The sequence below is a fragment of the Thiohalocapsa halophila genome (assembly GCF_016583825.1).
In the GTDB taxonomy this organism is placed as follows: domain Bacteria; phylum Pseudomonadota; class Gammaproteobacteria; order Chromatiales; family Chromatiaceae; genus Thiohalocapsa; species Thiohalocapsa halophila.
Map to the genome: position 1 here is coordinate 26,160 of NZ_NRRV01000044.1, position 18,306 is coordinate 44,465.

At 69.2% G+C, this 18,306-nt stretch carries 18 protein-coding genes; 6 read left to right on the plus strand and 12 right to left on the minus strand.

Features of this window, described 5'->3' with window-relative positions; genetic code table 11:
- The first annotated feature begins 215 nt into the window (after positions 1 to 215).
- Positions 216 to 1,205, plus strand: coding sequence for an AAA family ATPase (locus CKO31_RS16725; protein ID WP_200239748.1), 990 nt, complete (start codon positions 216 to 218; stop codon positions 1,203 to 1,205).
- A complete protein-coding gene (locus tag CKO31_RS16730) occupies positions 1,205 to 2,689 on the plus strand; it encodes a DUF58 domain-containing protein (protein WP_200239749.1) in 1,485 nt (494 codons plus the stop codon). Before CKO31_RS16725 ends, CKO31_RS16730 begins: the two co-directional genes overlap by 1 nt.
- A 324-nt stretch (positions 2,690 to 3,013) precedes the next feature.
- Here the strand turns inward: CKO31_RS16730 and CKO31_RS16735 are convergent, their stop codons facing one another.
- Together CKO31_RS16735 and CKO31_RS16740 are read right to left on the minus strand one after the other, a co-directional pair.
- A complete protein-coding gene (locus tag CKO31_RS16735; RefSeq protein ID WP_200239751.1) occupies positions 3,014 to 3,187 on the minus strand; it encodes a hypothetical protein in 174 nt (57 codons plus the stop codon).
- A gap of 32 nt (positions 3,188 to 3,219) precedes the next feature.
- Positions 3,220 to 4,107: an ABC transporter permease gene (locus CKO31_RS16740; protein WP_200239753.1), complete on the minus strand. Its 888-nt coding sequence runs from the start codon at positions 4,105 to 4,107 to the stop codon at positions 3,220 to 3,222.
- Positions 4,108 to 4,378: 271 nt separating this feature from the next.
- Here CKO31_RS16740 and CKO31_RS16745 point away from each other — a divergent pair, with 271 nt between their 5' ends.
- The gene (locus tag CKO31_RS16745) at positions 4,379 to 5,098 is read left to right on the plus strand and encodes a hypothetical protein (protein ID WP_200239754.1); all 720 of its coding nucleotides are present in this window, start codon (positions 4,379 to 4,381) and stop codon (positions 5,096 to 5,098) included.
- Between the two features lie 155 nt (positions 5,099 to 5,253).
- Here the strand turns inward: CKO31_RS16745 and CKO31_RS16750 are convergent, their stop codons facing one another.
- The 3 genes from CKO31_RS16750 to nudB all read right to left on the minus strand — a co-directional run bounded on the left by CKO31_RS16750 (position 5,254) and on the right by nudB (position 6,851).
- A complete protein-coding gene (locus tag CKO31_RS16750; RefSeq protein ID WP_200239756.1) occupies positions 5,254 to 5,661 on the minus strand; it encodes an ABC transporter ATP-binding protein in 408 nt (135 codons plus the stop codon).
- Between the two features lie 44 nt (positions 5,662 to 5,705).
- Positions 5,706 to 6,260: a permuted SH3 domain-containing protein gene (locus CKO31_RS16755; protein ID WP_200239757.1), complete on the minus strand. Its 555-nt coding sequence runs from the start codon at positions 6,258 to 6,260 to the stop codon at positions 5,706 to 5,708.
- A gap of 135 nt (positions 6,261 to 6,395) precedes the next feature.
- A complete protein-coding gene (nudB, locus tag CKO31_RS16760; protein WP_200239759.1) occupies positions 6,396 to 6,851 on the minus strand; it encodes a dihydroneopterin triphosphate diphosphatase in 456 nt (151 codons plus the stop codon).
- A 199-nt stretch (positions 6,852 to 7,050) separates the two neighbouring features.
- Here nudB and CKO31_RS16765 point away from each other — a divergent pair, with 199 nt between their 5' ends.
- Positions 7,051 to 7,347, plus strand: coding sequence for a hypothetical protein (locus tag CKO31_RS16765; protein ID WP_200239761.1), 297 nt, complete (start codon positions 7,051 to 7,053; stop codon positions 7,345 to 7,347).
- A 24-nt stretch (positions 7,348 to 7,371) separates the two neighbouring features.
- Here the strand turns inward: CKO31_RS16765 and CKO31_RS16770 are convergent, their stop codons facing one another.
- From CKO31_RS16770 to CKO31_RS16780, 3 genes are all read right to left on the minus strand, one after another.
- Positions 7,372 to 7,629: a hypothetical protein gene (locus CKO31_RS16770; protein ID WP_200239763.1), complete on the minus strand. Its 258-nt coding sequence runs from the start codon at positions 7,627 to 7,629 to the stop codon at positions 7,372 to 7,374.
- A gap of 261 nt (positions 7,630 to 7,890) precedes the next feature.
- Entirely contained in the window at positions 7,891 to 9,669 is a 1,779-nt protein-coding gene (gene aspS, locus CKO31_RS16775; protein WP_200239781.1) for an aspartate--tRNA ligase, read from the minus strand.
- Positions 9,670 to 9,804: 135 nt separating this feature from the next.
- A complete protein-coding gene (locus CKO31_RS16780; protein ID WP_200239765.1) occupies positions 9,805 to 10,155 on the minus strand; it encodes an FmdB family zinc ribbon protein in 351 nt (116 codons plus the stop codon).
- A 132-nt stretch (positions 10,156 to 10,287) separates the two neighbouring features.
- Here CKO31_RS16780 and CKO31_RS16785 point away from each other — a divergent pair, with 132 nt between their 5' ends.
- Positions 10,288 to 11,160, plus strand: coding sequence for an SDR family oxidoreductase (locus CKO31_RS16785; RefSeq protein WP_200239767.1), 873 nt, complete (start codon positions 10,288 to 10,290; stop codon positions 11,158 to 11,160).
- Positions 11,161 to 11,355: 195 nt separating this feature from the next.
- Here the strand turns inward: CKO31_RS16785 and gshA are convergent, their stop codons facing one another.
- The 4 genes from gshA to rluD form a co-directional block, all read right to left on the minus strand.
- Positions 11,356 to 12,990 carry a glutamate--cysteine ligase gene (gshA, locus tag CKO31_RS16790; RefSeq protein ID WP_200239769.1) on the minus strand — a complete coding sequence of 545 codons (1,635 nt, stop codon included), beginning with the start codon at positions 12,988 to 12,990 and terminating at the stop codon, positions 11,356 to 11,358.
- A 153-nt stretch (positions 12,991 to 13,143) separates the two neighbouring features.
- A complete protein-coding gene (locus CKO31_RS16795; protein WP_200239771.1) occupies positions 13,144 to 15,267 on the minus strand; it encodes a carboxy terminal-processing peptidase in 2,124 nt (707 codons plus the stop codon).
- 316 nt (positions 15,268 to 15,583) lie between these two features.
- Positions 15,584 to 16,357, minus strand: a complete 774-nt coding sequence (gene pgeF, locus CKO31_RS16800) for a peptidoglycan editing factor PgeF (RefSeq protein WP_200239773.1) — start codon at positions 16,355 to 16,357, stop codon at positions 15,584 to 15,586.
- Entirely contained in the window at positions 16,344 to 17,288 is a 945-nt protein-coding gene (rluD, locus tag CKO31_RS16805) for a 23S rRNA pseudouridine(1911/1915/1917) synthase RluD (protein WP_322789163.1), read from the minus strand. Before rluD ends, pgeF begins: the two co-directional genes overlap by 14 nt.
- Before the next feature lie 134 nt (positions 17,289 to 17,422).
- Here rluD and CKO31_RS16810 point away from each other — a divergent pair, with 134 nt between their 5' ends.
- The gene (locus CKO31_RS16810) at positions 17,423 to 18,241 is read left to right on the plus strand and encodes an outer membrane protein assembly factor BamD (protein WP_200239775.1); all 819 of its coding nucleotides are present in this window, start codon (positions 17,423 to 17,425) and stop codon (positions 18,239 to 18,241) included.
- Positions 18,242 to 18,306 lie beyond the last annotated feature (65 nt).

Sequence of the window (18,306 nt, forward strand, 5' to 3'; positions counted from 1 at the left end):
TTCGGAGCGTGGCGCAGTCCGGATTAGTGCGCGGTGCGCGGTGCGCAGTGCGGTGTCCGCAATCCGATGGGCTGCACCGCATCGCACTGCGCACTGAGCACGACGTACTACGTACTACGTACTTCCCACTACGCACTTCGCACTTCAAACTTCAAACTTCAAACTTCAAACGCCCGACTATACTGGCGCGGACGCCAGTGGAGACCCCCCGAATCATGCCCAGCCCCGCTGCCGCTCATGCCGCTCCGACGCCGGCGGATCCGGATGTCGCCGCTGGCGCCCGTCAGATCCATGCCCGCCTGCGCGATAACCTGGCCCTCGTGCTGCGCGGCCAGGACCAGGCCATCCGCTGGCTGCTGGCGGCGCTCGCCGTCGGCGGCCACGTGCTCTTGGAGGACGTGCCCGGCACGGGCAAGACTACGCTGGCCAAGGCCCTGGCCCGGTCCATCCACGGCACCTTCAAGCGGGTGCAGTTCACGCCGGACCTGATGCCGTCGGACATCCTCGGCGTGTCGGTCTATGACCCGTCCGAGCACGCCTTCCATTTCCGCCCCGGTCCGGTGTTCACCCAGATCCTGCTGGCGGACGAGATCAACCGCGCCTCGCCGCGCACCCAGGCGGCGCTGCTGGAGGCGATGGGCGAATCCCAGGTGAGCGTGGACGGCGACCTGCGGGCGCTGGACGCCCTGTTTTTCGTCATCGCCACACAAAACCCCATCGAGCTGCACGGCACCTATCCGTTGCCGGAGGCGCAGATGGACCGCTTCGCGCTGCGCTTCGGACTCGGCTACATCGGCGAGGCCGCAGAGGCGGCGCTGCTGGAGGACCAGCGTACTGCCGATCCCCTGTCGCAGCTGCGACCCTGCGCCGGCGCGGACGACATCCTGGCCCTGCGCCGGGCGGTGCAGGAGGTGCGGGTGGCCGAGTCCATGCGCCGCTACATCGTCGCCCTGGCTGCCGCCACCCGCCGGCAGGAGGGGGTGGCCCTGGGCGCGAGCCCGCGGGCCTCACTGACGCTGATGAAGATCGCCCAGGCGCTTGCGCTCTTCGACGGCCTCGACTACCTGCCGCCGGAGCCGGTGCGGGAGGCCGCGGTGCCCGTCATCGCCCACCGCCTCGGACTCGACCCCGCCGCCCGCTATGCCGGTCGTCGCGCCGCCGACGTGGTGCGGGACTGCCTGGCCGAGGTCCCGCCGCCCGCTTGATGCAGCAGCGCAGCGCAGACGCGCCCGAAGCCGTCCGGCACCGCCGACAGTCGGAGCGCCCACGCGGCCTCGCCGCCCGCGCCGGGCGCTGGCTCAAGGCCTGGAGCTGGCTCAACCTGCGCCTGGCCAGCAGCAGCCAGGAGTGGCTGCGCCGGCACTTCACACCCGCCGGCCAGGGCGTGCTCGCGGCCACTTTCGCCGCCGGGCTGTTCGGCCTCGATACCCGGCTCACCGCGGCGCATCAGGCCTTCGCCTTCGGGCTCGTCCTTCTGGGCGTGGCCTGGCTCGGCACGCTGGTGCCGCTGGCGAAGCTGCGCAGCCACCGCCGCCCGCCGTCGCGGGCCGCCGTCGGCGCGCCGTGCAGATACAAGGTCGAGGTGGCGAACACCGGCGGGCGCATCGCCCGCGGCCTGACGCTGCACGAGCGCCTGCCGGACCCGCGGCCGAGCCGTGCCGCCTTCGTCGACACCCGCGCCCCGGTGGAGGCGACTCTGAATCCCTTCGAGCGGCTGCTCGGCTACCCGCGCTGGGAATGGCTCATCCGGCAGACCCGCCGCGCCGAGGCGCCGGCGCCGGTGCAGCTGCCGGACTTGGCGCCCGGCAGCGTGGCCGAGCTGACGCTTGCGCTGACGCCCACCCGGCGCGGCTGGCTGACCCTGGATGCCCTGGTGCTGGGCCGGGTGGACCCCCTGGGGCTCATGCGCCGCGAGCGCGTGGTGGCGGCGAGCGCCCGCTGCCTGGTGCTGCCGAAACGCTATCCCACCCCACAGCTGCGCCCGCCGGGGCGCCGGCGGTTGCAGCCGGGCGGCATCGAGCAGACGTCCAGCGTCGGCGACTCCCGGGAATTCATAGGCCTGCGCGACTACCTGCCCGGCGACTCCCCGCGGCACATCCACTGGGCCGCCTGGGCGCGCTGCGGCGAGCCCGTGGTGAAGGAATACCGCGACGAGTTCTTCTCCCGGCAGGCGCTGGTGCTGGACACCTGCCCGGCGGCAGGCGCCGACCCGGTGCGCTTCGAGACCGCAGTGTCCGCGGCGGCCTCCCTTATCGCGCCCCTGGGCGAGCAGCCCAACGGCCCGGACGGCCTGCTGGACCTGCTGCTCTACGCCGAAGGCACCCGCGTCCTCACCGCCGGGCGCGGGCTCATGTCCACCGCCGCCATGCTGGAGGTACTGGCCTGTGTGGAGCCGCAGCCGGCGGCGGCCTTCACGCACCTGGCCGAGACCGTCAGCAGCCGCGCCGCGCGCCAGAGCGCCTGCCTGTGCGTGCTGCTGCACTGGGACGATGCCCGCCGCGGGCTCGTCGCGCGCCTGCGCCGCAGCGGACTGGCGGTGACGGTGCTGGTGGTGAATGAGCAGGGGGAGCAGGATGACCCGGCTGCGGCCGGCGGTGCCTTCATCGCCGTCGATGCCCGGGATCCGGCCCCGGCCCTCGCCCGATTATCGCCGGATTGGTCGCTCCATGGGGCTCATCGTGCAGCCTGAGCGAGACAACCGTAGGTCGGCGCTGAGCGACAGCGAAGCCCGACGCGGGCGGCTGTTCGTGCGCTTGTGGGAGCGGCATCCTTGCCGCGACTTGCGGACGTCGCTGCACTGCAAGCCGTCGCGGTCGGGAGCCTGCTCACGCAGTTGCTTGTGGGAGCGGCATCCTTGCCGCGTCGCCCGGCGCGCCGCGTCACTGCAAGCCGTCGCGGCCGGAGTCCGCTCCCACGGTTGCTTCGTGGCTCGACTGACGAATCTAGGCTGAACGCCCGCCGCGGGCACCGAGCCCGCGGCGGCCGTTGCCGACTGGAAGTCGGCGCTCCAAAGCTACTCCTCGTGCAGGGCCGCCACCGGGTCCAGCGCCGCGGCCGGCAGCACGCCGGCGGCGAGGCCGATGAGCCCCGCCGCCAGCTCCGCCAGCAGCACGAAGTCCCAGGCCGTGCGGGCCGGCAGCGCCGGCACCAGCACGCCGATGAGCCAGGCGCCGCCGGCGCCGATCATCCTAGAAACGGCAGTTGACCGCTTCGTCGCAGCTACAAGTGCTTGCGCAATTTGAGAATTCGTACCGATTTCCAGGTCACCTCCCGGGTGAGGGCCGCTACGACCCCCATGGCACGCCCCGCGCGGCGCCCAGCTGCGTTACAACTCGTTGGAATAGGTCGGCTATTCCGCCTCGTTGTGCCTTGCTGGACGCCCCGCGGGACGCACCCTGGGGGCCGTTCAACTACCGTTTCTAGGATCATGAAGCCGAGGGCGCCCCCCAGGAGCGCCAGCACGGTGGCCTCCAGCAGGAAGAGCGCCAGGATCTGCCCGCGACCGGCGCCGAGCGCCCGCAGCAGACCGATCTCCGCGCGGCGCTCGCCGACGGCGATGGTCATGATGGTGAGGATGCCGATGCGGATGCGCGCACCCAGCGCCGGCGCGCCCCGAAACAGCTCCCGGTGCAGCTTGGCGCCGAGCACTGCCACCGGCCGTGCGGCGCCGTCCGCCGGCAGGAAGCGCCCCTGCGCCGGGCGCATGGCCCAGATGGCCGGCACCTCCGGCCCGGCGCCGAAGACCATGGTGCGGCGGCTGCGCCGGCCCGCCTCCACCGCGGCATTGCCGGACACGACGCCGACCACCGCCTGCACGTCCGGCACCCGCTCCAGGGCATCGACGTCGTCCATGGACAGGGGCCGCACGCTCGCGATCATGGCCCCGGACATGCCCATGGTGGTGGTGCGGCCCGGATTCACGGCGATGAGGTTGGTGCCGAACTGCGTAAACTCCGCCAGCACGAAGCGGTGGATCCCCTCACCGATGGCCGTCAGCACGACCACCGCGGCGGTGGCGAAGGCCATCGCCGCCAGCGTCAGCCAGGTGCGGGTGGGGTGTGCGGTGAGCGCCCGGGCGGCGCTGGTGAGGGTGTCGCCGGTGTGCATCCCGCTAGGCGGCAACGCGCAGGCCCGGGGCCGGCAGGCGCCAACCATGACGGGATACGTGAGAAGACGTCGACATCACCGGCTGCCTCGGCATTGATCGGCCGAGTCGTCAGCATGCACCCAACCCCCGAGAACGTCCATCCGGGCTTCGGTACCCCCGAGGTGAGCCGTGTCGGTCCCGACCCTTCTGAACACTCACCCACACCGATTATGGTTTAGACTCGAAGCTCGGACCCGTCGGTTCGAGCCAACCACCAGAGGAGGAAGCATTGTGTCCGACGTCACCACTTCCGCCACCCAATCCAGAATACAGAATCCGCTGATTCTCACCGTCATCCCGCTGCTGATCCTGTTCGCGGCGGCCGTCGTGCTGTTCCGGATGAGCGTCGACGACATGGCGGGCACTTACAAGTATTGGGAGATCTTCGTACCGGCCGTTGCCGTGCTGTCGCTGTTCTCGGGCTGGCACCAATGCCAGATGCTGGGTCAGGACCGCATCTGGTACGTGCTGCGGCAGTTCATCCATTGGGGGGCGGTCATCGCCGTGCTCTACCTCTTCCATATCGCCGGCTTCCGGGAGCTGCTGAACGACCAGCAATACACGGTCATCCTCCTCGGCATCCTCGCAGTGGCCACGCTGCTGGAGGCCATCCAGATGGACTACAAGCTGGTGCTGTTCTCGTTGTTCATCGCCTTCTGCGCCTATGTGCTGTTCATGCCGGAGGGCAACCCCGGCTTGATGATGCTCGGCAACCTGTTCGGCATCGACGAGCCGGCGAGCCACCCGGTCACCGTCGTCGGCATACTCGGCGTGATCGGCTTCATTCTGAGCCTCGGCGTGCACTGGCTGATCCCCAGGGATCGCAGCGCCAGGAAAGCGGACCGGTCCAAGCAGAAGCCGCCGGCGACCGGGCAGACTCGGTCCGCCCCGAGCAGCTCGTCGCAACCGTCATCGTCGACGAGCGCCGCAACCCCGGCGGGCGCCGCCTGAGCCCCATACCCTTGCCCCTGGGCGGTGCGCGCACCGCCCACGGGAGACTGCCAGCCATTCGGCCTTGTGCCGGCGAAGCCCGTCTCGCTTGCTGTCCGAGCGCAGAGCTCGGCGCGCGAGCCGGCCGAAAGCCGCCGCGCTCGGGTGCAGGCGCATCAGACGATGGCACCGTCGTCCATTTGAATACGCCGGTGGGCACGCGCGCCGAGGGCCTGATCGTGCGTTACGACCACCAGCGTCAGGCCCTGGGCGTTCAGCGCTTCCAGGGCTTCGATGACGTCCTCGCCGCTGGCGCGGTCGAGGTTGCCGGTGGGCTCGTCGGCGAGCAGCAGGCTCGGATGGGTGACGGTGGCGCGGGCGATGGCCACCCGCTGGCGTTGGCCGCCGGCGTCCGGGCGGTCCAGCAGGCCCAGGATGTTCAGGAGCGTACTCTTGCCGGAGCCTGACGGACCCATGACGGCGGCGTAGTCGCCGTCGGCGAGCGTCAGCGCCACGTCGCGCAGGGCATGGACGACTTGGTCGCCCACCTGAAAGCTGCGCTCGATGCCACCGAGCGCGATCATCGCTGCGCCCTCAAGGTCGCACCGGCCGGCGACAGCGGCGCGGCTCAGCCATCGGCGGCGTCTTCGGCCACCGCCGCCGCTCCGGCCTCGACGCCATCGCGATCCGCCGAGAGCACGACGCGCTCACCGGCGGCGAGCCCCGCCGTCACCTCGGTTCGCTCCCAATTGGCGAGGCCGGTCTCGATGTCCCGGGAGGCGAGGCGGCCATCGCCGCCGAGCACCAGCACCGAGTCGGACGCGTCCTCGAAGCCGGGCGTGATGGCTGCGGTGGGAACGGACAGGGTGTCTTCGGCGACGGCGGTGACGATCTCGACATCGGCGCTGTAGCCCGCGAGCAGCGGCGGGTCGTCCGGCGGATGGGCGATGACCTCGTGCACCTCCAACTGCGCGATCTGCCCGCCCATGGCCGGCGCCAGCCGCGCCCGGCGGCAGGCCTTCACCGTGCCGGCACGGGTGTTGGCGACCATCTCCTCGACCCGACCGCGCTCCACCTCCGCGATGCGCACGGATACCGGGTGCGGGCGGCTGACAGACCACCACACGGCGCCGGCGCCGGCAGCGAGCAGCAGGATCAGCAGCAGTTTGACCGGCAGACGCATGCTTGTTCTGCCCACACAATCAGCCGGCGCATGGCCTGCGCTGCTTCGACGCGCGCCAATCAGCGAGCATCAAAGCGGCTTCACCGGCGCCGCGTTTGTGGAATCTGCCGCCAATGCCCTTGGCCGGCAGGCGGATCAGGCGCTTGGCGCGCACGACGCCAGCAGCCGGATAGCATCGCGGTTGGTCCAGGAGCCGGTCAGACGCGCGGCCTCGCCGGCCCGCAGCCAGCGGCAGCCGCTGTGCTCGTCGGCGGCGAGGCGGATACGGCGGCGTCCCGGCAGCCGCAGCGCGAACCAATGCTCGCGGTTGAAGCACACCCCCGGGCGATAACGCGCCCGCCAGGCGGGCTTGATGGGAAAGAGCCGGCTTTGGCGCAGGTCCACGAGACCCGCGGCACCGATCAGCCCCGTCTCCTCCTTGAGCTCGCGCAGCGCCGCCGACCGCGGCGATTCCCCGGCCAGCAGGCTGCCGGTGACCGACTGCCAGAAGTGCGGCGGTCGCACGCGATTCAACAGCAGGAACTCGCCGGCGTCAGTGTAGATCACGACGAGAACCGATACTGGGCGCTTGCCTGTTGCTGATTGAAGCATGGGGTGGCGTTCCCGCTCAGCGCCGGCTTGACGGCTGGACGATTGATTGTTGAAACAGATCGATCCAATGACTACGATAGCGCGAATCGCGTCACCCACTGTAATTGCCACGCTTCCATGCGGCGTGCCTGATATCAATTGACCTGCGGTGCGAGGCGTTGGTTAACATCATGTGGGGCGGAAGCGCGGAGCACCGAGCATGCCGAGCTGCAATGTTCTACTCGACCTGAACTTCCCGGACTTTCAGGCCGACCTTTTCCGCTTGGACGCCGGCGAGCTGAAACCCGTGCTCAAGACTCTGCGCAAGCTCCGAGGCATGGATTGGCCCACAGTCTACAAAGACAAGGGGCTCCACTGGGAGCAGATCAAAGATGCGCCGGGCCGGTTCACCATCAGACTATCCAAGCGCATCCGCGCCGTGGTGCGCAGGGAGGGTGACTACATCCGATTCGTCGCGCTGCACACCGAACACGACGGCGCTTATGGGAAGCGGTGAGCCGAAGGAGCGGATGGCCCGACGTCACTGCGCCTCGTTGTCGAGCTTCTCCGCGAGCGCATCCAAATCGGTCTCGGCGGGCGGATTCCGGTCCATCCAATCATCCGCTGCGCGCAGACGCTCACGCGTCTCGGCCGTATAGAGCCAGGCATCGCACTCGGGAATCACCCGCATGGGCGTGAGCACAATCGACCCGTCCTCACGCTGTTCTACCTCGAAGTAGCGGCCGGCGTACTGCTTGCCCAGCGACAACTGACCACTGTTGCCCACCATCTTCAGCATACTCAGAACCTCCTACCACATACGGATCATGCAGCATGATATGCCGTGCGCACGCACATCTGCAAGACAGCGGAACACTTGCTCGATTCAGCAACAGCGCACCGGCCTCGGTGTAGACCAAAGCCAGGATTTAGATGTGGCGCCTAGCGCCGCCGGGCATTGGAAAATAGGTCCGAGTTACGAGGGGCGAGGGGCGGATCGCTGCGGTGTTACTGATGCCTAGCTCCTAGCGCCTCGTCACTCGCCACTCGTTACTCACCTTCAAGCTCGAAGCCGTATCCGCAGCGCCAGCTCGTGCAGCTGGGCCTCGTCCACGGCAGAGGGGGCGTCCGTGAGCAGGCAGGACGCGGTCTGGGTCTTGGGGAAGGCCATCACGTCGCGAATGGAGTGGCTGCCGGTCATGAGCATCACCAGCCGGTCCAGGCCGAAGGCGATGCCGCCGTGGGGCGGGCAGCCGTACCTGAGCGCATTGAGCAGGAAGCCGAAGCGGGACTCGGCGTCCTCGTCGGAGATCTTGAGCAGGCGGAAGATGCGCCGCTGCACCTCCTCGCGGTGGATACGGATGGAGCCGCCGCCCACCTCGGTGCCGTTCAGCACCAGGTCGTAGGCACGGGATTCGACGCTGCCGGGGTTGGACTCCAGACGCTCCAGCTGGTCGTCCTTGGGCGCCGTGAAGGGATGATGCAGGGCCACCCAGCGCCCGGTGTGGGGATCGCGCTCGAACATCGGGAAGTCCACCACCCACAGCGGCTGCCAGTCATCCGAGGCCAGACCGCGGTCGTGCCCGAGCTTGACGCGCAGGGCGCCGATGGATTCGTTGACCACCTCCGCCTTGTCCGCGCCGAAGAAGACCAGGTCCCCGTTCTGCGCACCCGTGCGCTCCATGATGCCGGTCACCGCGCTTTCCGGCAGGAACTTGAGGATGGGCGACTGCAGCCCGTCGCGGCCCTGGCCCGTCCAATCGTTGACCTTGATGTAGGCGAGTCCCTTGGCACCGTAGATGCCGACGAACTTGGTGTAGTCGTCGATCTCCTTGCGGGTCAGCTCGCTGCCGCCGGGCAGGCGCAGCGCCACCACCCGGCCTTCGGGGTCCGCGGCGGGGCCCGCGAAGACCTTGAACTCCACCTCACCCATCAAGTCAGCCACGTCCACCAGCTCCAGCGGCACACGCAGGTCTGGGCGGTCCGAGCCATAGCGGCGCATGGCCTCGGCGTAGGTCATGCGCGGGAAGGGGTCCGGCAGGTCGATTGCCAGCACCTGGCGAAACAGCTCGCGGATCATCCTCTCCATCAGGCCCGTCAACTCGGTCTCGTCGAGAAAGGAGGTCTCGATGTCGAGCTGGGTGAACTCGGGCTGGCGGTCGGCGCGCAGGTCCTCGTCGCGGAAGCAGCGGGCGATCTGATAATAGCGGTCGAAGCCGGACATCATCAGCAGCTGCTTGAACAGCTGCGGCGACTGCGGCAGGGCATAGAACTCGCCGGGATGCACGCGGCTCGGCACCAGGTAGTCCCTGGCGCCCTCCGGCGTGGACTTGGTGAGGATGGGCGTCTCGATGTCCAGGAAGCCCTCGGCGTCCAGGAAGGCGCGCAGCGTGGCGGTGATGCGGCTTCGCAGCCGCAGGCGCTGCTGCATCTCCGGGCGGCGCAGGTCGATGTAGCGATGGCGCAGCCGGACTTCCTCGGAGGTGTCCGAGTGGTAGTCCTCCAGCTGGAAGGGCGGGGTCTCGGCGCGGTTCAGCACCTGGAGCGACTGCGCCAGCACCTCCACCTCGCCGGTGGCCATGCTCGGGTTCTCGGTGCCCTCGGGGCGGCGGCGCACCCGGCCCTCCACGGCCAGCACGTATTCGCTGCGGATCTGCTCCGCCAGCGCGAACATCTCCGGGCGGTCCGGATCGAAGACCACCTGCACCAGGCCGCTGCGGTCGCGCAGGTCCACGAAGATGACGCCGCCGTGGTCGCGGCGGCGGTGCACCCAGCCGGCCAGACGGACCGTCTCGTCGATGAGCCCGGCGTGGACGTCGCCGCAATAATGACTGCGCATGATCATCGGTCCCCTGTGCCGCCGGCCGCCGTGTGGCCGACGCATGAAAACGGCTCGGGCGGCTCGTCGCCGCCCGAAAAAAGCAGATCAAGATAGCGCCGCGCCGAGGGCGGCGCAAGCGATCCGCGATCGGTGTCAGCCAGTGGTAGCGCCCGCCTTGGGCTTGGCGGGTGCGGCTTCCGCCGCGGGCTTGGCGGCGGGCTGCTTATCGCCGCCGGTCTTGTCCTTGCCGCCGTCCTTCGACTTGTCGGCGGCGGGCTTGTCCGCCGGCTTGTCCTCGGTCTGGTGCAGATTCTTCTTGCCGTCCTTCTTGAAGTCCGTCTCGTACCAGCCGCCACCCTTGAGCCGGAAGGCCGCGGCAGTCAGCTGTTTCTTGAGCGCTGCGGCACCGCAGGCCGGGCAGTCCGTCAGGGGGGCATCGCTGATCTTCTGCAGCGCGTCCAGCTCGTGGCCGCAGGCCTCACAGCGATAGGCGTAGATGGGCATGGTCGGGTCCTCACCGGGGGGAAAAGCGAACAACCGGATAATGGTAAGGTTTACGCGCCGCGATTCAATGTCCGGCGAGCTCGGAGCACCTCGGAGCCACCCATGCATTTCCACCCCAAGGGCCACTGACGCATGGCGCCGCAGTCGGAGCCGGCGACCGCCGCTGCCCGCAGCATCCTCATCACCGGGTGCTCCAGCGGCATCGGTCATGCCTGCGCCCGCGGGCTGGCCGCCCGCGGCTGGCGGGTCATCGCCGCCGCGCGCAAGCCTGAGGACGTGACCCGGCTCACTGCCGAGGGCCTCATCAGCGTCGAGCTGGACCTCGACGACCCGGCCAGCATTCAAGCCGGGCTCGAGGCTGCGCTCGCACACACCGGCGGGCGCCTGGATGCCCTCTTCAACAACGGTGCCTACGGCCAGCCGGGTGCCGTCGAAGACCTCACTCGCGACGTCCTGCGCGCCCAGCTGGAGACCAACCTGCTCGGCTGGCACGACCTCACCCGGCGCGTGATCCCGCTCATGCGCGCCCGGGGCCATGGGCGCATCGTGCAGAACAGCTCCGTGCTCGGGCTCATCGCCCTGCCCTACCGCGGCGCCTATGTGGCGAGCAAGTTCGCCCTGGAGGGGCTCACGGACACCCTGCGCCTGGAGCTCGCCGGCAGCGGCATCGCGGTAAGCCTGATCGAGCCGGGCCCCATCCTGAGCCGCTTCCGAGAGAACGGCTACGCCGTCTACCAGCGCACCATCGATGCCCGGGCGAGCGTCCATCGGGACACCTACCGGCGCATGGAGGAGCGGCTCACAACAGATGGCCCGGCCCAGCCCTTCACGCTGCCGCCGGAGGCGGTATTGAAGAAGCTGGTGCACGCCCTGGAGAGCCCGCGGCCGCGCCCGCGCTACTACGTGACCTTTCCCACCTACCTCATGGGCACGCTCAGGCGCCTGCTCGACACACGGGGGCTGGACTGGGCAATCAGGCGCATCAGTCGCGGCGGGCGGGGTTGACTGCGATCCATCTGCTCACGGCTCTGGCGCGCCTGGCACGCTTGTCCTGCGCAGCGCGCCGCGCCGGGCTACCAGATGTCCGCGACGGGGGTGCGCAAGCCCGGCCGCAGCGCCGGCGTGATGACCTCTCTGCCTCCCAAGGTCAGCAGCCGCAGCAGCGCAAGATCTGCGCGCCCGCCGGCTACCGCAGGCGTCTCACACCGGCGCCGGCAGGTCCACCGGATGCGCCTCGCTTTGGGCGAAGTAGCGGCGCAGGAACTCGTCGAAGTCGATGGCGTCGGCGGCCTCGATGGCGCGCTGGCGGTCCAGGGAGGTCGCCGTCAGGTCTTGCAGCCAGGCATCGCGCTCCGGCGTCGGCGCCGCTGCCAGGAAGCTCTCACGATGCTGCTCGGTGAGGCGGCGGGCGAGCTCGGCGAAGCCCTCGCCGCGCTCGCGCATCTCCGTCAGCATGCGCGCGGACGGCGTCAGCGCCGGGTCCAAGACCTTGGCCCGCTGCACGGAGAGACTGCGCGCGTAGCCGCAGTCGCTGCCGGCATCCAACAGCTCGGCGAGCGGCTGCATCGCATCCAGCACGCCGAGCGCCCAATCGCGCAGCGTCGGCATGGCGTCGCCAGCCTGCAGCCTGAGACCCGGCTCCCGGCCGCGGTGGGCGGCCAGCACCTGATTGGCATCGATGGCGCGGCGCTCGCGGGCGGCGATGCGCGGGCTGTCCGTAAGCAGGCTATAGAGCATCAACAGCCGCAGAAAGCACATCTGCTCGGCCTCGATGCCGAGCGGATGGTAGGCGTTCACGTCCAGCGAGCGCAGCTCCACGTAGCGTACGCCGCGGCGGCGCAGCGCCAGGGTCGGGCGCTCCATCCAGTTGGTCAGCTGCTTCGGGCGGACGCTGCTGTAGTACTCGTTCTCGATCTGCAGCACATGATCGTTTAGCTGCTCATAGATCCCGTTGACCTTGACGCCGATGGTCTCGTATTGCGGGCAAGGGGTCTCGATGGCCCAGGTGAGGCTCTTGATGTAGGCATCCAGACTGTCGTAGCAGGCCTTCATGCCCGTGCCTTCTTCCTGGCGGTTCTGATAGCCGATATCCCCCATGCGCAGGGAGGTAGCGTAGGGATAGTAGTAGGTTCGGTCGTCGAAGGACTCCAGATCGGTGCCCGCGTCTTGCACGAAGCTCTTGCACACCGCCGGCGAGGCACCGAACAAATAGGGCACCAGCCAACCCAGGCGCTGGAGGTTGCGCACCATGCCCATATAGCGCTCCGAGCGCAGCGCCTGCTCACCGCCCTGGACAGCGACGCCCGCCACCCCCGGCAGCTCGGCGAGACGGGGCCAGACGGCTTCGTCCACCGAATAGTTGAAGTGGACCCCGGCGATGATCTGCATCACCCGTCCATAGCGGTTGCCGAGCCCGCGGCGATAGACGGTCTTCATGCGTGCCGCATTGGAGCCGCCGTATTGGGCGAGCGGAATCCGCGCCCCGCCGTGAAGTACACAGGGCATGCTGGTGGCCCACAGCCGCTCGTCGTCGATATGGCGGTAGACGAAGCGGTGCAGGTCATCGAGCAATGCCAGCACGTCGGCGCTGGAGCCCATGGCCGGCGTCACCAGCTCCAGCAGCGCCTCGGAGAAATCCGTGGTGATAGAGGGGTGGGTCAGCGCCGAGCCGAGCTCTGCGGGATGGGGGGTCGTGGCGACGGAGCCCTCGGCGTTGACACGCAGGGCTTCCTTCTCCAGCCCGACATAACCACCCGCGAGGATGCGCCGGCCCTCGGCATCCGCAAAGCCGGCGAGCACCGGCGGCGCGATGCCATGCAGGACACCATTGGTCATGGCCGAGATCCGCCATCGGGGCAGCCTAACAGCCCGCTCGCGCCTTGCTTACGCAGGCGCTTCGCGGCCGCTGGGCGGGCGGGCAAAGCTTGGAGCTGCTGCGGCATCTTGACGTGGAGCGCGCTCCGCCCGGAGCGGGCCAAGGCGGGCGGCCTAATCGCGCATCGCGGCCCGCGGGCGGTCCGCAGAGCCTTGCATAACAATGACATCGGCGAGGATGCGTGCGGCTTCCTTGGCCTGGATGCGGTCGATGAGCTCCTGTTGGCGCTCCAGGGCGTCTTCGTCCACCTCGTCTGCGTCCTCGTCCACAGGGTCAAGGCCGCGGGCGCGCAGGAAGCGGTTGCGCTCCTCCTCCAGCACGCGGTCACGGCGCTCGGACTCGCGCCGGCGCTCGCTCTCGCGCAGCGAGACTTCCTGTTGCTCGTTGATCTCGCTCAGGAGCTCGCCGCGGGACATAAGCATACGGAAGCCGTCGTCCTCACGGATACGCGTTGACGAGCGCTGACGCAGCGGCTCGACGTCGAGCGGGCGGTAGCGCGAATAGCGCGCGGGCCGGATGCGATCCCACGGAAGCGCGTTCTCCAGCGAGCGCTCGCCATGCTCCGAGAGGTCCGGACCGAGGTCGAAACGGATATCCGGCTCGATCCCCCGAAGCTGGGTGCTGCCGCCACTGACGCGGAAGAACTCCGCCATGGTGAGCCGCAGCCGCCCGAGCTCCGCCGCGTTGCCCGGCAGATAACGCTCCAGGTCGATGAGGGTCTGCACCGTGCCCTTACCGAAGGTCGGCTCGCCGATGATGACGCCGCGGCCGTAGTCCTGGATCGCGCCGGCGAAGATCTCGGAGGCCGACGCACTGTTGCGGTCCACGAGCACAGCCAGGGGTCCGGAGTAAATGGCACCGGGATAGGGGTCGACCTCGACATCCACCTTGCCCAGGGCGTCCTTCACCTGCACCACCGGCCCTTCGTCGATGAATAGGCCGGTCAGGGACGTGGCCTCGGTGAGGGACCCGCCGCCGTTGCCGCGCAGGTCGACGACCAAGCCGTCGACGCCCTTGGCCTGGAGATCCTTGATGAGCCGGCGCACATCCCGGGTGGTGCTGGTGAAATCGCGGCTGCCCTCGGACTCGGCGCGGAAGTCGCGGTAGAACGCGGGCACCTCGACCACGCCGATACGCAGGTCCGGTGCGTTCTCGGGGCCGTCGATCAGGTAGGACTGCGCTGCCTGGTCCTCCAGACGGATCTCGTTGCGTACCAGCTCCACCTCGCGGGTGCGCCCCGCGGAGCCGCTAGCCTTGGGCAGGACCTCCAAGCGCACCACGGAGCCCTTCGGCCCGCGGATCTTGTCCACCACGTCCTGCAAGCGCCAGCCGACGACGTCTTCCATCTCCCCGCTCTTGCCTTGGGCGACGCCGATGATGCGATCACCCGTGTGCACCTGGCCGGACTGGCGCGCCGGACCGCCCGCGATGGTGCGCTGGATCACCGTGTACTCGTTCTCCCCGCTCAGCACGGCGCCGATGCCCTCCAGCTTGAGCCGCATGCTGATGTCGAAGTTCTCCGACGTGCTCGGCGACATGTAGCTGGTGTGCGGCTCCAGCGTGCCGGTGTAGGCGTTGACGAAGGCCTGGTAGACATCGTCGCCGGTGAACTGGTGCACACGCCGGGAGATGCCCTCGTAGCGTTTGCGCAGCTGGTCGCGAATCTCTTCGTCCGATTCCTCGGAGAGCTTCAGCGTGAGATAGTCGTATTTGACGCGCTTGCGCCAAATGTCGTCGAGCTCGGCATCGCTCTTGGCCCAGTCCGCATTCTCCCGATCAAAGCGATAGGTCTCGGCCTTGTCGAAGTCGAAATCCTCTTCGAGCAGCTTCAGCGCGTACTCGATGCGGTTGTCCACCCGCATGCGGTAGACGCGGAAGATATCGAAGGCGACGTCGAGCTTACCCGCATCGAGGTCGTCGTCGAGACGGTTGCCGCCGCGGGTGAAGCGCTCGATATCGCGCTCGAAGAAGAACGAGCGATTCGGGTCCAGGTCGTCGAAATAGTTGCGCAGCGCCGACTGGGCGAAGCCGTCGTCCAGCTTGAAGTCGCGATAGTGGAAGCGCTCCAGAACCTTGTTGATGACCAGCGTCGTCTTGCTCTGGCGATCCGACGGAAAGAGCTCGGCCATGCCCACGGGCGTGAACTCCGCCACCGCGGCACAGGACACACAGAGCCATGCGGCGAGGAAGACCAGCAGGGTGCCGAGGCGCGTGCGCCGCCGGGCGCCGCCGGTCATGCGCCGCCATGGGTCGGAACACCGGGGCGCGGCCGCGTTGGCCGGGCGGGCTTTATCGTCGGGACAGGACCAAGGCGTGGATCGATTCATGCTCATGTCAGCCAGCGGCAGGCTTGAAGGGCGCGTGGAAAAAAACCGGCGGCAGCAGCCGAACAGTGGCGCGCAAACCAGGACAGTAACGACACCGCCCGCTAAGTTCAACGATCGGGCGCGCACCGCGGTGGCCGAGCCGCCGCGGCGCGCCGTCACCAGAGACCTTGGACCACCGCACCCCGTGCCTGAGCTCCGCCCAGGTGCCGGTCCCGCCGCGCTTCGCTCAAGCGGCGCCGGCGGCGAGCCAGATCAGTGTGGCCATGCGCCCGGTGCGTCCGTCACGGCGATAGGAGTAGAAGCGCGCGGCATCGCTCGCCGTGCAAAGCCCGCCGCCGCTGACCTGCTCCACGCCGGCCGCCGTGAGGCGCCTGTGCGCGAGCGCGTAGAGATCCGCCAGCCAGCGGTCGCCGGCACCGGGCCGGAACGCGTCGGCGGCCCCGGCGTCCTGCGCCAGGAATGCCGCGCGCACCTCGGGCCCGACCTCGAATCGGCTCGGACCGATGGCGGGACCGAGCCACGCTAGTATCGAGGTCGGCGGTCGCCCAAGGCGCGCCAGCGCCGCCTCGATGACCCCGCGGTGCAGACCGCGCCAGCCCGCATGCACGGCGGCGCAGACACTGCCGCCGCGGTCGCACAGCAGCACGGGCAGGCAATCGGCGGTGAGCACAGCGCAGACGCGCCCGGGCACGTGCGTCACCGCCGCATCGGCCGCCGGCGGCTCGGCGGCACCGGCCGCGGCATTCAGCGACACGGCGTCGCAGCCGTGCACCTGCGCCAGCCAAAGGGGCTCGGCGGGGAGTGCCAGTGCGGCGCGCAGGCGCGCGCGGTTGGCCGCCACCGCCGCCGGATCATCCCCGACGTGCTGCGCCAAGTTCAGGGATGCAAAGGCCCCGGTGCTCGCGCCGCCGCGGCGAGTGGTGGTACAAGCCCGCACCGACGGCGGCGCCGGCCAATCCGGTACGATGACGTCATCCCAGGTCGGCTCAGCGGCGCTCATGCAGAGCCTCCAGCGCCGCCAGCAGGGCGCCGAGATCCGGCGCCATGGGCACCTCCCAATGCATAGACGCACCGTCGTGCGGATGCGCCAGCCCGAGCCGAATCGCGTGCAGCGCCTGGCGCGGAAACGCCCTCACCGCGGTCGCGGCCGCCGCCGGCAAGCCCGCCCCCGCCGCCCGGCCATTGCCATAGAGCGGGTCACCCACCAGCGGATACCCCAGATGGGCCATATGCACTCGGATCTGATGGGTCCGGCCGGTATGCAGCCGCAGCCCCAACAGCGTGTGGCCGGGGTAGCGGGCCAAGACCCGGTAGTCCGTCACGGCCCGCTTGCCGCCGGCGGTCACCGCCATGGCAGTGCGTCGCACCGGGTGGCGGCCCACCGGGGCGTCGACGCGACCGCCGGCGGCGAGCGAGCCCACCACCAGGGCTCGGTACTCGCGGCTTACGGTGCGCGCGCGCAGCTGCTCCACCAGGGATTTGTGCGCGGCCGGGGTCTTCGCCACCACCAGCAGGCCGCTGGTGTCCTTATCCAGGCGGTGGACAATGCCGCAGCGCGGCAGCGCCGCCAGCGCCGGCGCGTGGTGGAGCAGCCCGTTCAGCAAGGTACCGGACCAATTGCCGGCGGCGGGATGGACGACAAGGCCGGCGGGCTTATCCAGCACCATCAGATGGGCGTCCTCGTGGACGACGGCAAGGTCCATGGGCTCCGGGTCATAGCTCTCCCGGGCCGCCAGCCAGGCGCGGACATGCACCCGCTCGCCGCCGGCGAGCCTGGCGCGGCGCTTGGTGGCGCGCCCGTCCAGTCGCACCATACCGGCGTCGATCCACTCTTGAATGCGCGCGCGGGAGAAATCCGGCAGCAGCCGCGCCAGCACTTGGTCCAGGCGCCGACCTGCATCCGCGGAGTCGATATCCAGCCACTGCTCGATCCGCTCTCCACCGCCGGGCGCGGCCCCCGCCAGCAGGTCAGCGTCCGCGCCGTCGGCCCCGAACTGTCCTGTGTCACTCACCGAAGATTCGCTACAATGATGGGCTGTTTTGTAACCTGCGACCCGGCCTGACGATGCGCGTAGCCCTCGCCCTCCTCCTGCTCGCCATCGGTCTGTCCGGCTGCGGCATCATCGGCAAGGAGTTCGATGAGACCAAGGGCTGGACGGCCGCTGAGCTGTACAACAAAGCCGCCGGGGAGCTGGACGGCGCCAACTACAAGCGCGCCATCGAGCTCTACCAGAAGCTCGAGACCCGCTACCCGTTCGGGCGCTACGCCATGCAAGGGCAGCTCGATGTCGCCTACGCCTACTACAAGGCCGAAGAGCCCGAGCAGGCCATCGCCGCCGCCGACCGTTTCATCAAGCTCTACCCGCAGAATCCCTTCGTCGACTACGCCTATTACCTCAAGGGCATCGTCAACTACAACCGTAGTATTGGCTTCCTCGACCGCTTCGTTCCGACGGACCAATCCCAGCGGGACCCCGGCTCGGCGCTCGACGCCTTCGAGGATTTCGCAGAGCTGGTGCGCCGCTTCCCGGACAGCAAGTACGCGGCCGACGCCCGCCAGCGCATGCTCTATCTGCGCAGCACCCTCGCCCAGAGCGAGGTCAATGTGGCCGAGTATTACATGAAGCGGGGCGCCTACCTTGCCGCCGCCAACCGGGCCCAATACGTCATCGAGCGCTTCCAGCGCACGACAGCCGTGGAGAGCGCCCTGGAAATCCTCATCGACGCCTACCAGGCCCTCGGCAAGGACAAGCTCGCCGCCGACGCACGGCGAGTGCTGGAGCTGAACCGCCGCGAAGGGCGGTTCATCGACGATACGCCGGCGCCGGAGGAGATCAGCCTCGGCCGGCGAATCTGGGACTATCTGGGGCTGGACGAGAACTGAAGCCGCCCTCGGCGCGAGCGCCGCAGGGCCGGTGGCGCGCCAAGCCGCCCTACCCCCAATCGGCC

What these genes read in the sequence shown, in the direction of transcription:
- CKO31_RS16725 (WP_200239748.1), top strand. Translation starts at nt 216, where the DNA reads ATGCCCAGCCCCGCTGCCGCTCATGCCGCTCCGACGCCGGCGGATCCG.
- CKO31_RS16730 (WP_200239749.1), top strand. Translation starts at nt 1,205, where the DNA reads ATGCAGCAGCGCAGCGCAGACGCGCCCGAAGCCGTCCGGCACCGCCGA.
- CKO31_RS16735 (WP_200239751.1), bottom strand. Translation starts at nt 3,187, where the DNA reads ATGATCGGCGCCGGCGGCGCCTGGCTCATCGGCGTGCTGGTGCCGGCG.
- CKO31_RS16740 (WP_200239753.1), bottom strand. Translation starts at nt 4,107, where the DNA reads ATGCACACCGGCGACACCCTCACCAGCGCCGCCCGGGCGCTCACCGCA.
- CKO31_RS16750 (WP_200239756.1), bottom strand. Translation starts at nt 5,661, where the DNA reads ATGATCGCGCTCGGTGGCATCGAGCGCAGCTTTCAGGTGGGCGACCAA.
- CKO31_RS16755 (WP_200239757.1), bottom strand. Translation starts at nt 6,260, where the DNA reads ATGCGTCTGCCGGTCAAACTGCTGCTGATCCTGCTGCTCGCTGCCGGC.
- nudB (WP_200239759.1), bottom strand. Translation starts at nt 6,851, where the DNA reads ATGCTTCAATCAGCAACAGGCAAGCGCCCAGTATCGGTTCTCGTCGTG.
- CKO31_RS16765 (WP_200239761.1), top strand. Translation starts at nt 7,051, where the DNA reads ATGCCGAGCTGCAATGTTCTACTCGACCTGAACTTCCCGGACTTTCAG.
- CKO31_RS16770 (WP_200239763.1), bottom strand. Translation starts at nt 7,629, where the DNA reads ATGCTGAAGATGGTGGGCAACAGTGGTCAGTTGTCGCTGGGCAAGCAG.
- aspS (WP_200239781.1), bottom strand. Translation starts at nt 9,669, where the DNA reads ATGCGCAGTCATTATTGCGGCGACGTCCACGCCGGGCTCATCGACGAG.
- CKO31_RS16780 (WP_200239765.1), bottom strand. Translation starts at nt 10,155, where the DNA reads ATGCCCATCTACGCCTATCGCTGTGAGGCCTGCGGCCACGAGCTGGAC.
- CKO31_RS16785 (WP_200239767.1), top strand. Translation starts at nt 10,288, where the DNA reads ATGGCGCCGCAGTCGGAGCCGGCGACCGCCGCTGCCCGCAGCATCCTC.
- gshA (WP_200239769.1), bottom strand. Translation starts at nt 12,990, where the DNA reads ATGACCAATGGTGTCCTGCATGGCATCGCGCCGCCGGTGCTCGCCGGC.
- CKO31_RS16795 (WP_200239771.1), bottom strand. Translation starts at nt 15,267, where the DNA reads ATGACCGGCGGCGCCCGGCGGCGCACGCGCCTCGGCACCCTGCTGGTC.
- pgeF (WP_200239773.1), bottom strand. Translation starts at nt 16,357, where the DNA reads ATGAGCGCCGCTGAGCCGACCTGGGATGACGTCATCGTACCGGATTGG.
- CKO31_RS16810 (WP_200239775.1), top strand. Translation starts at nt 17,423, where the DNA reads ATGCGCGTAGCCCTCGCCCTCCTCCTGCTCGCCATCGGTCTGTCCGGC.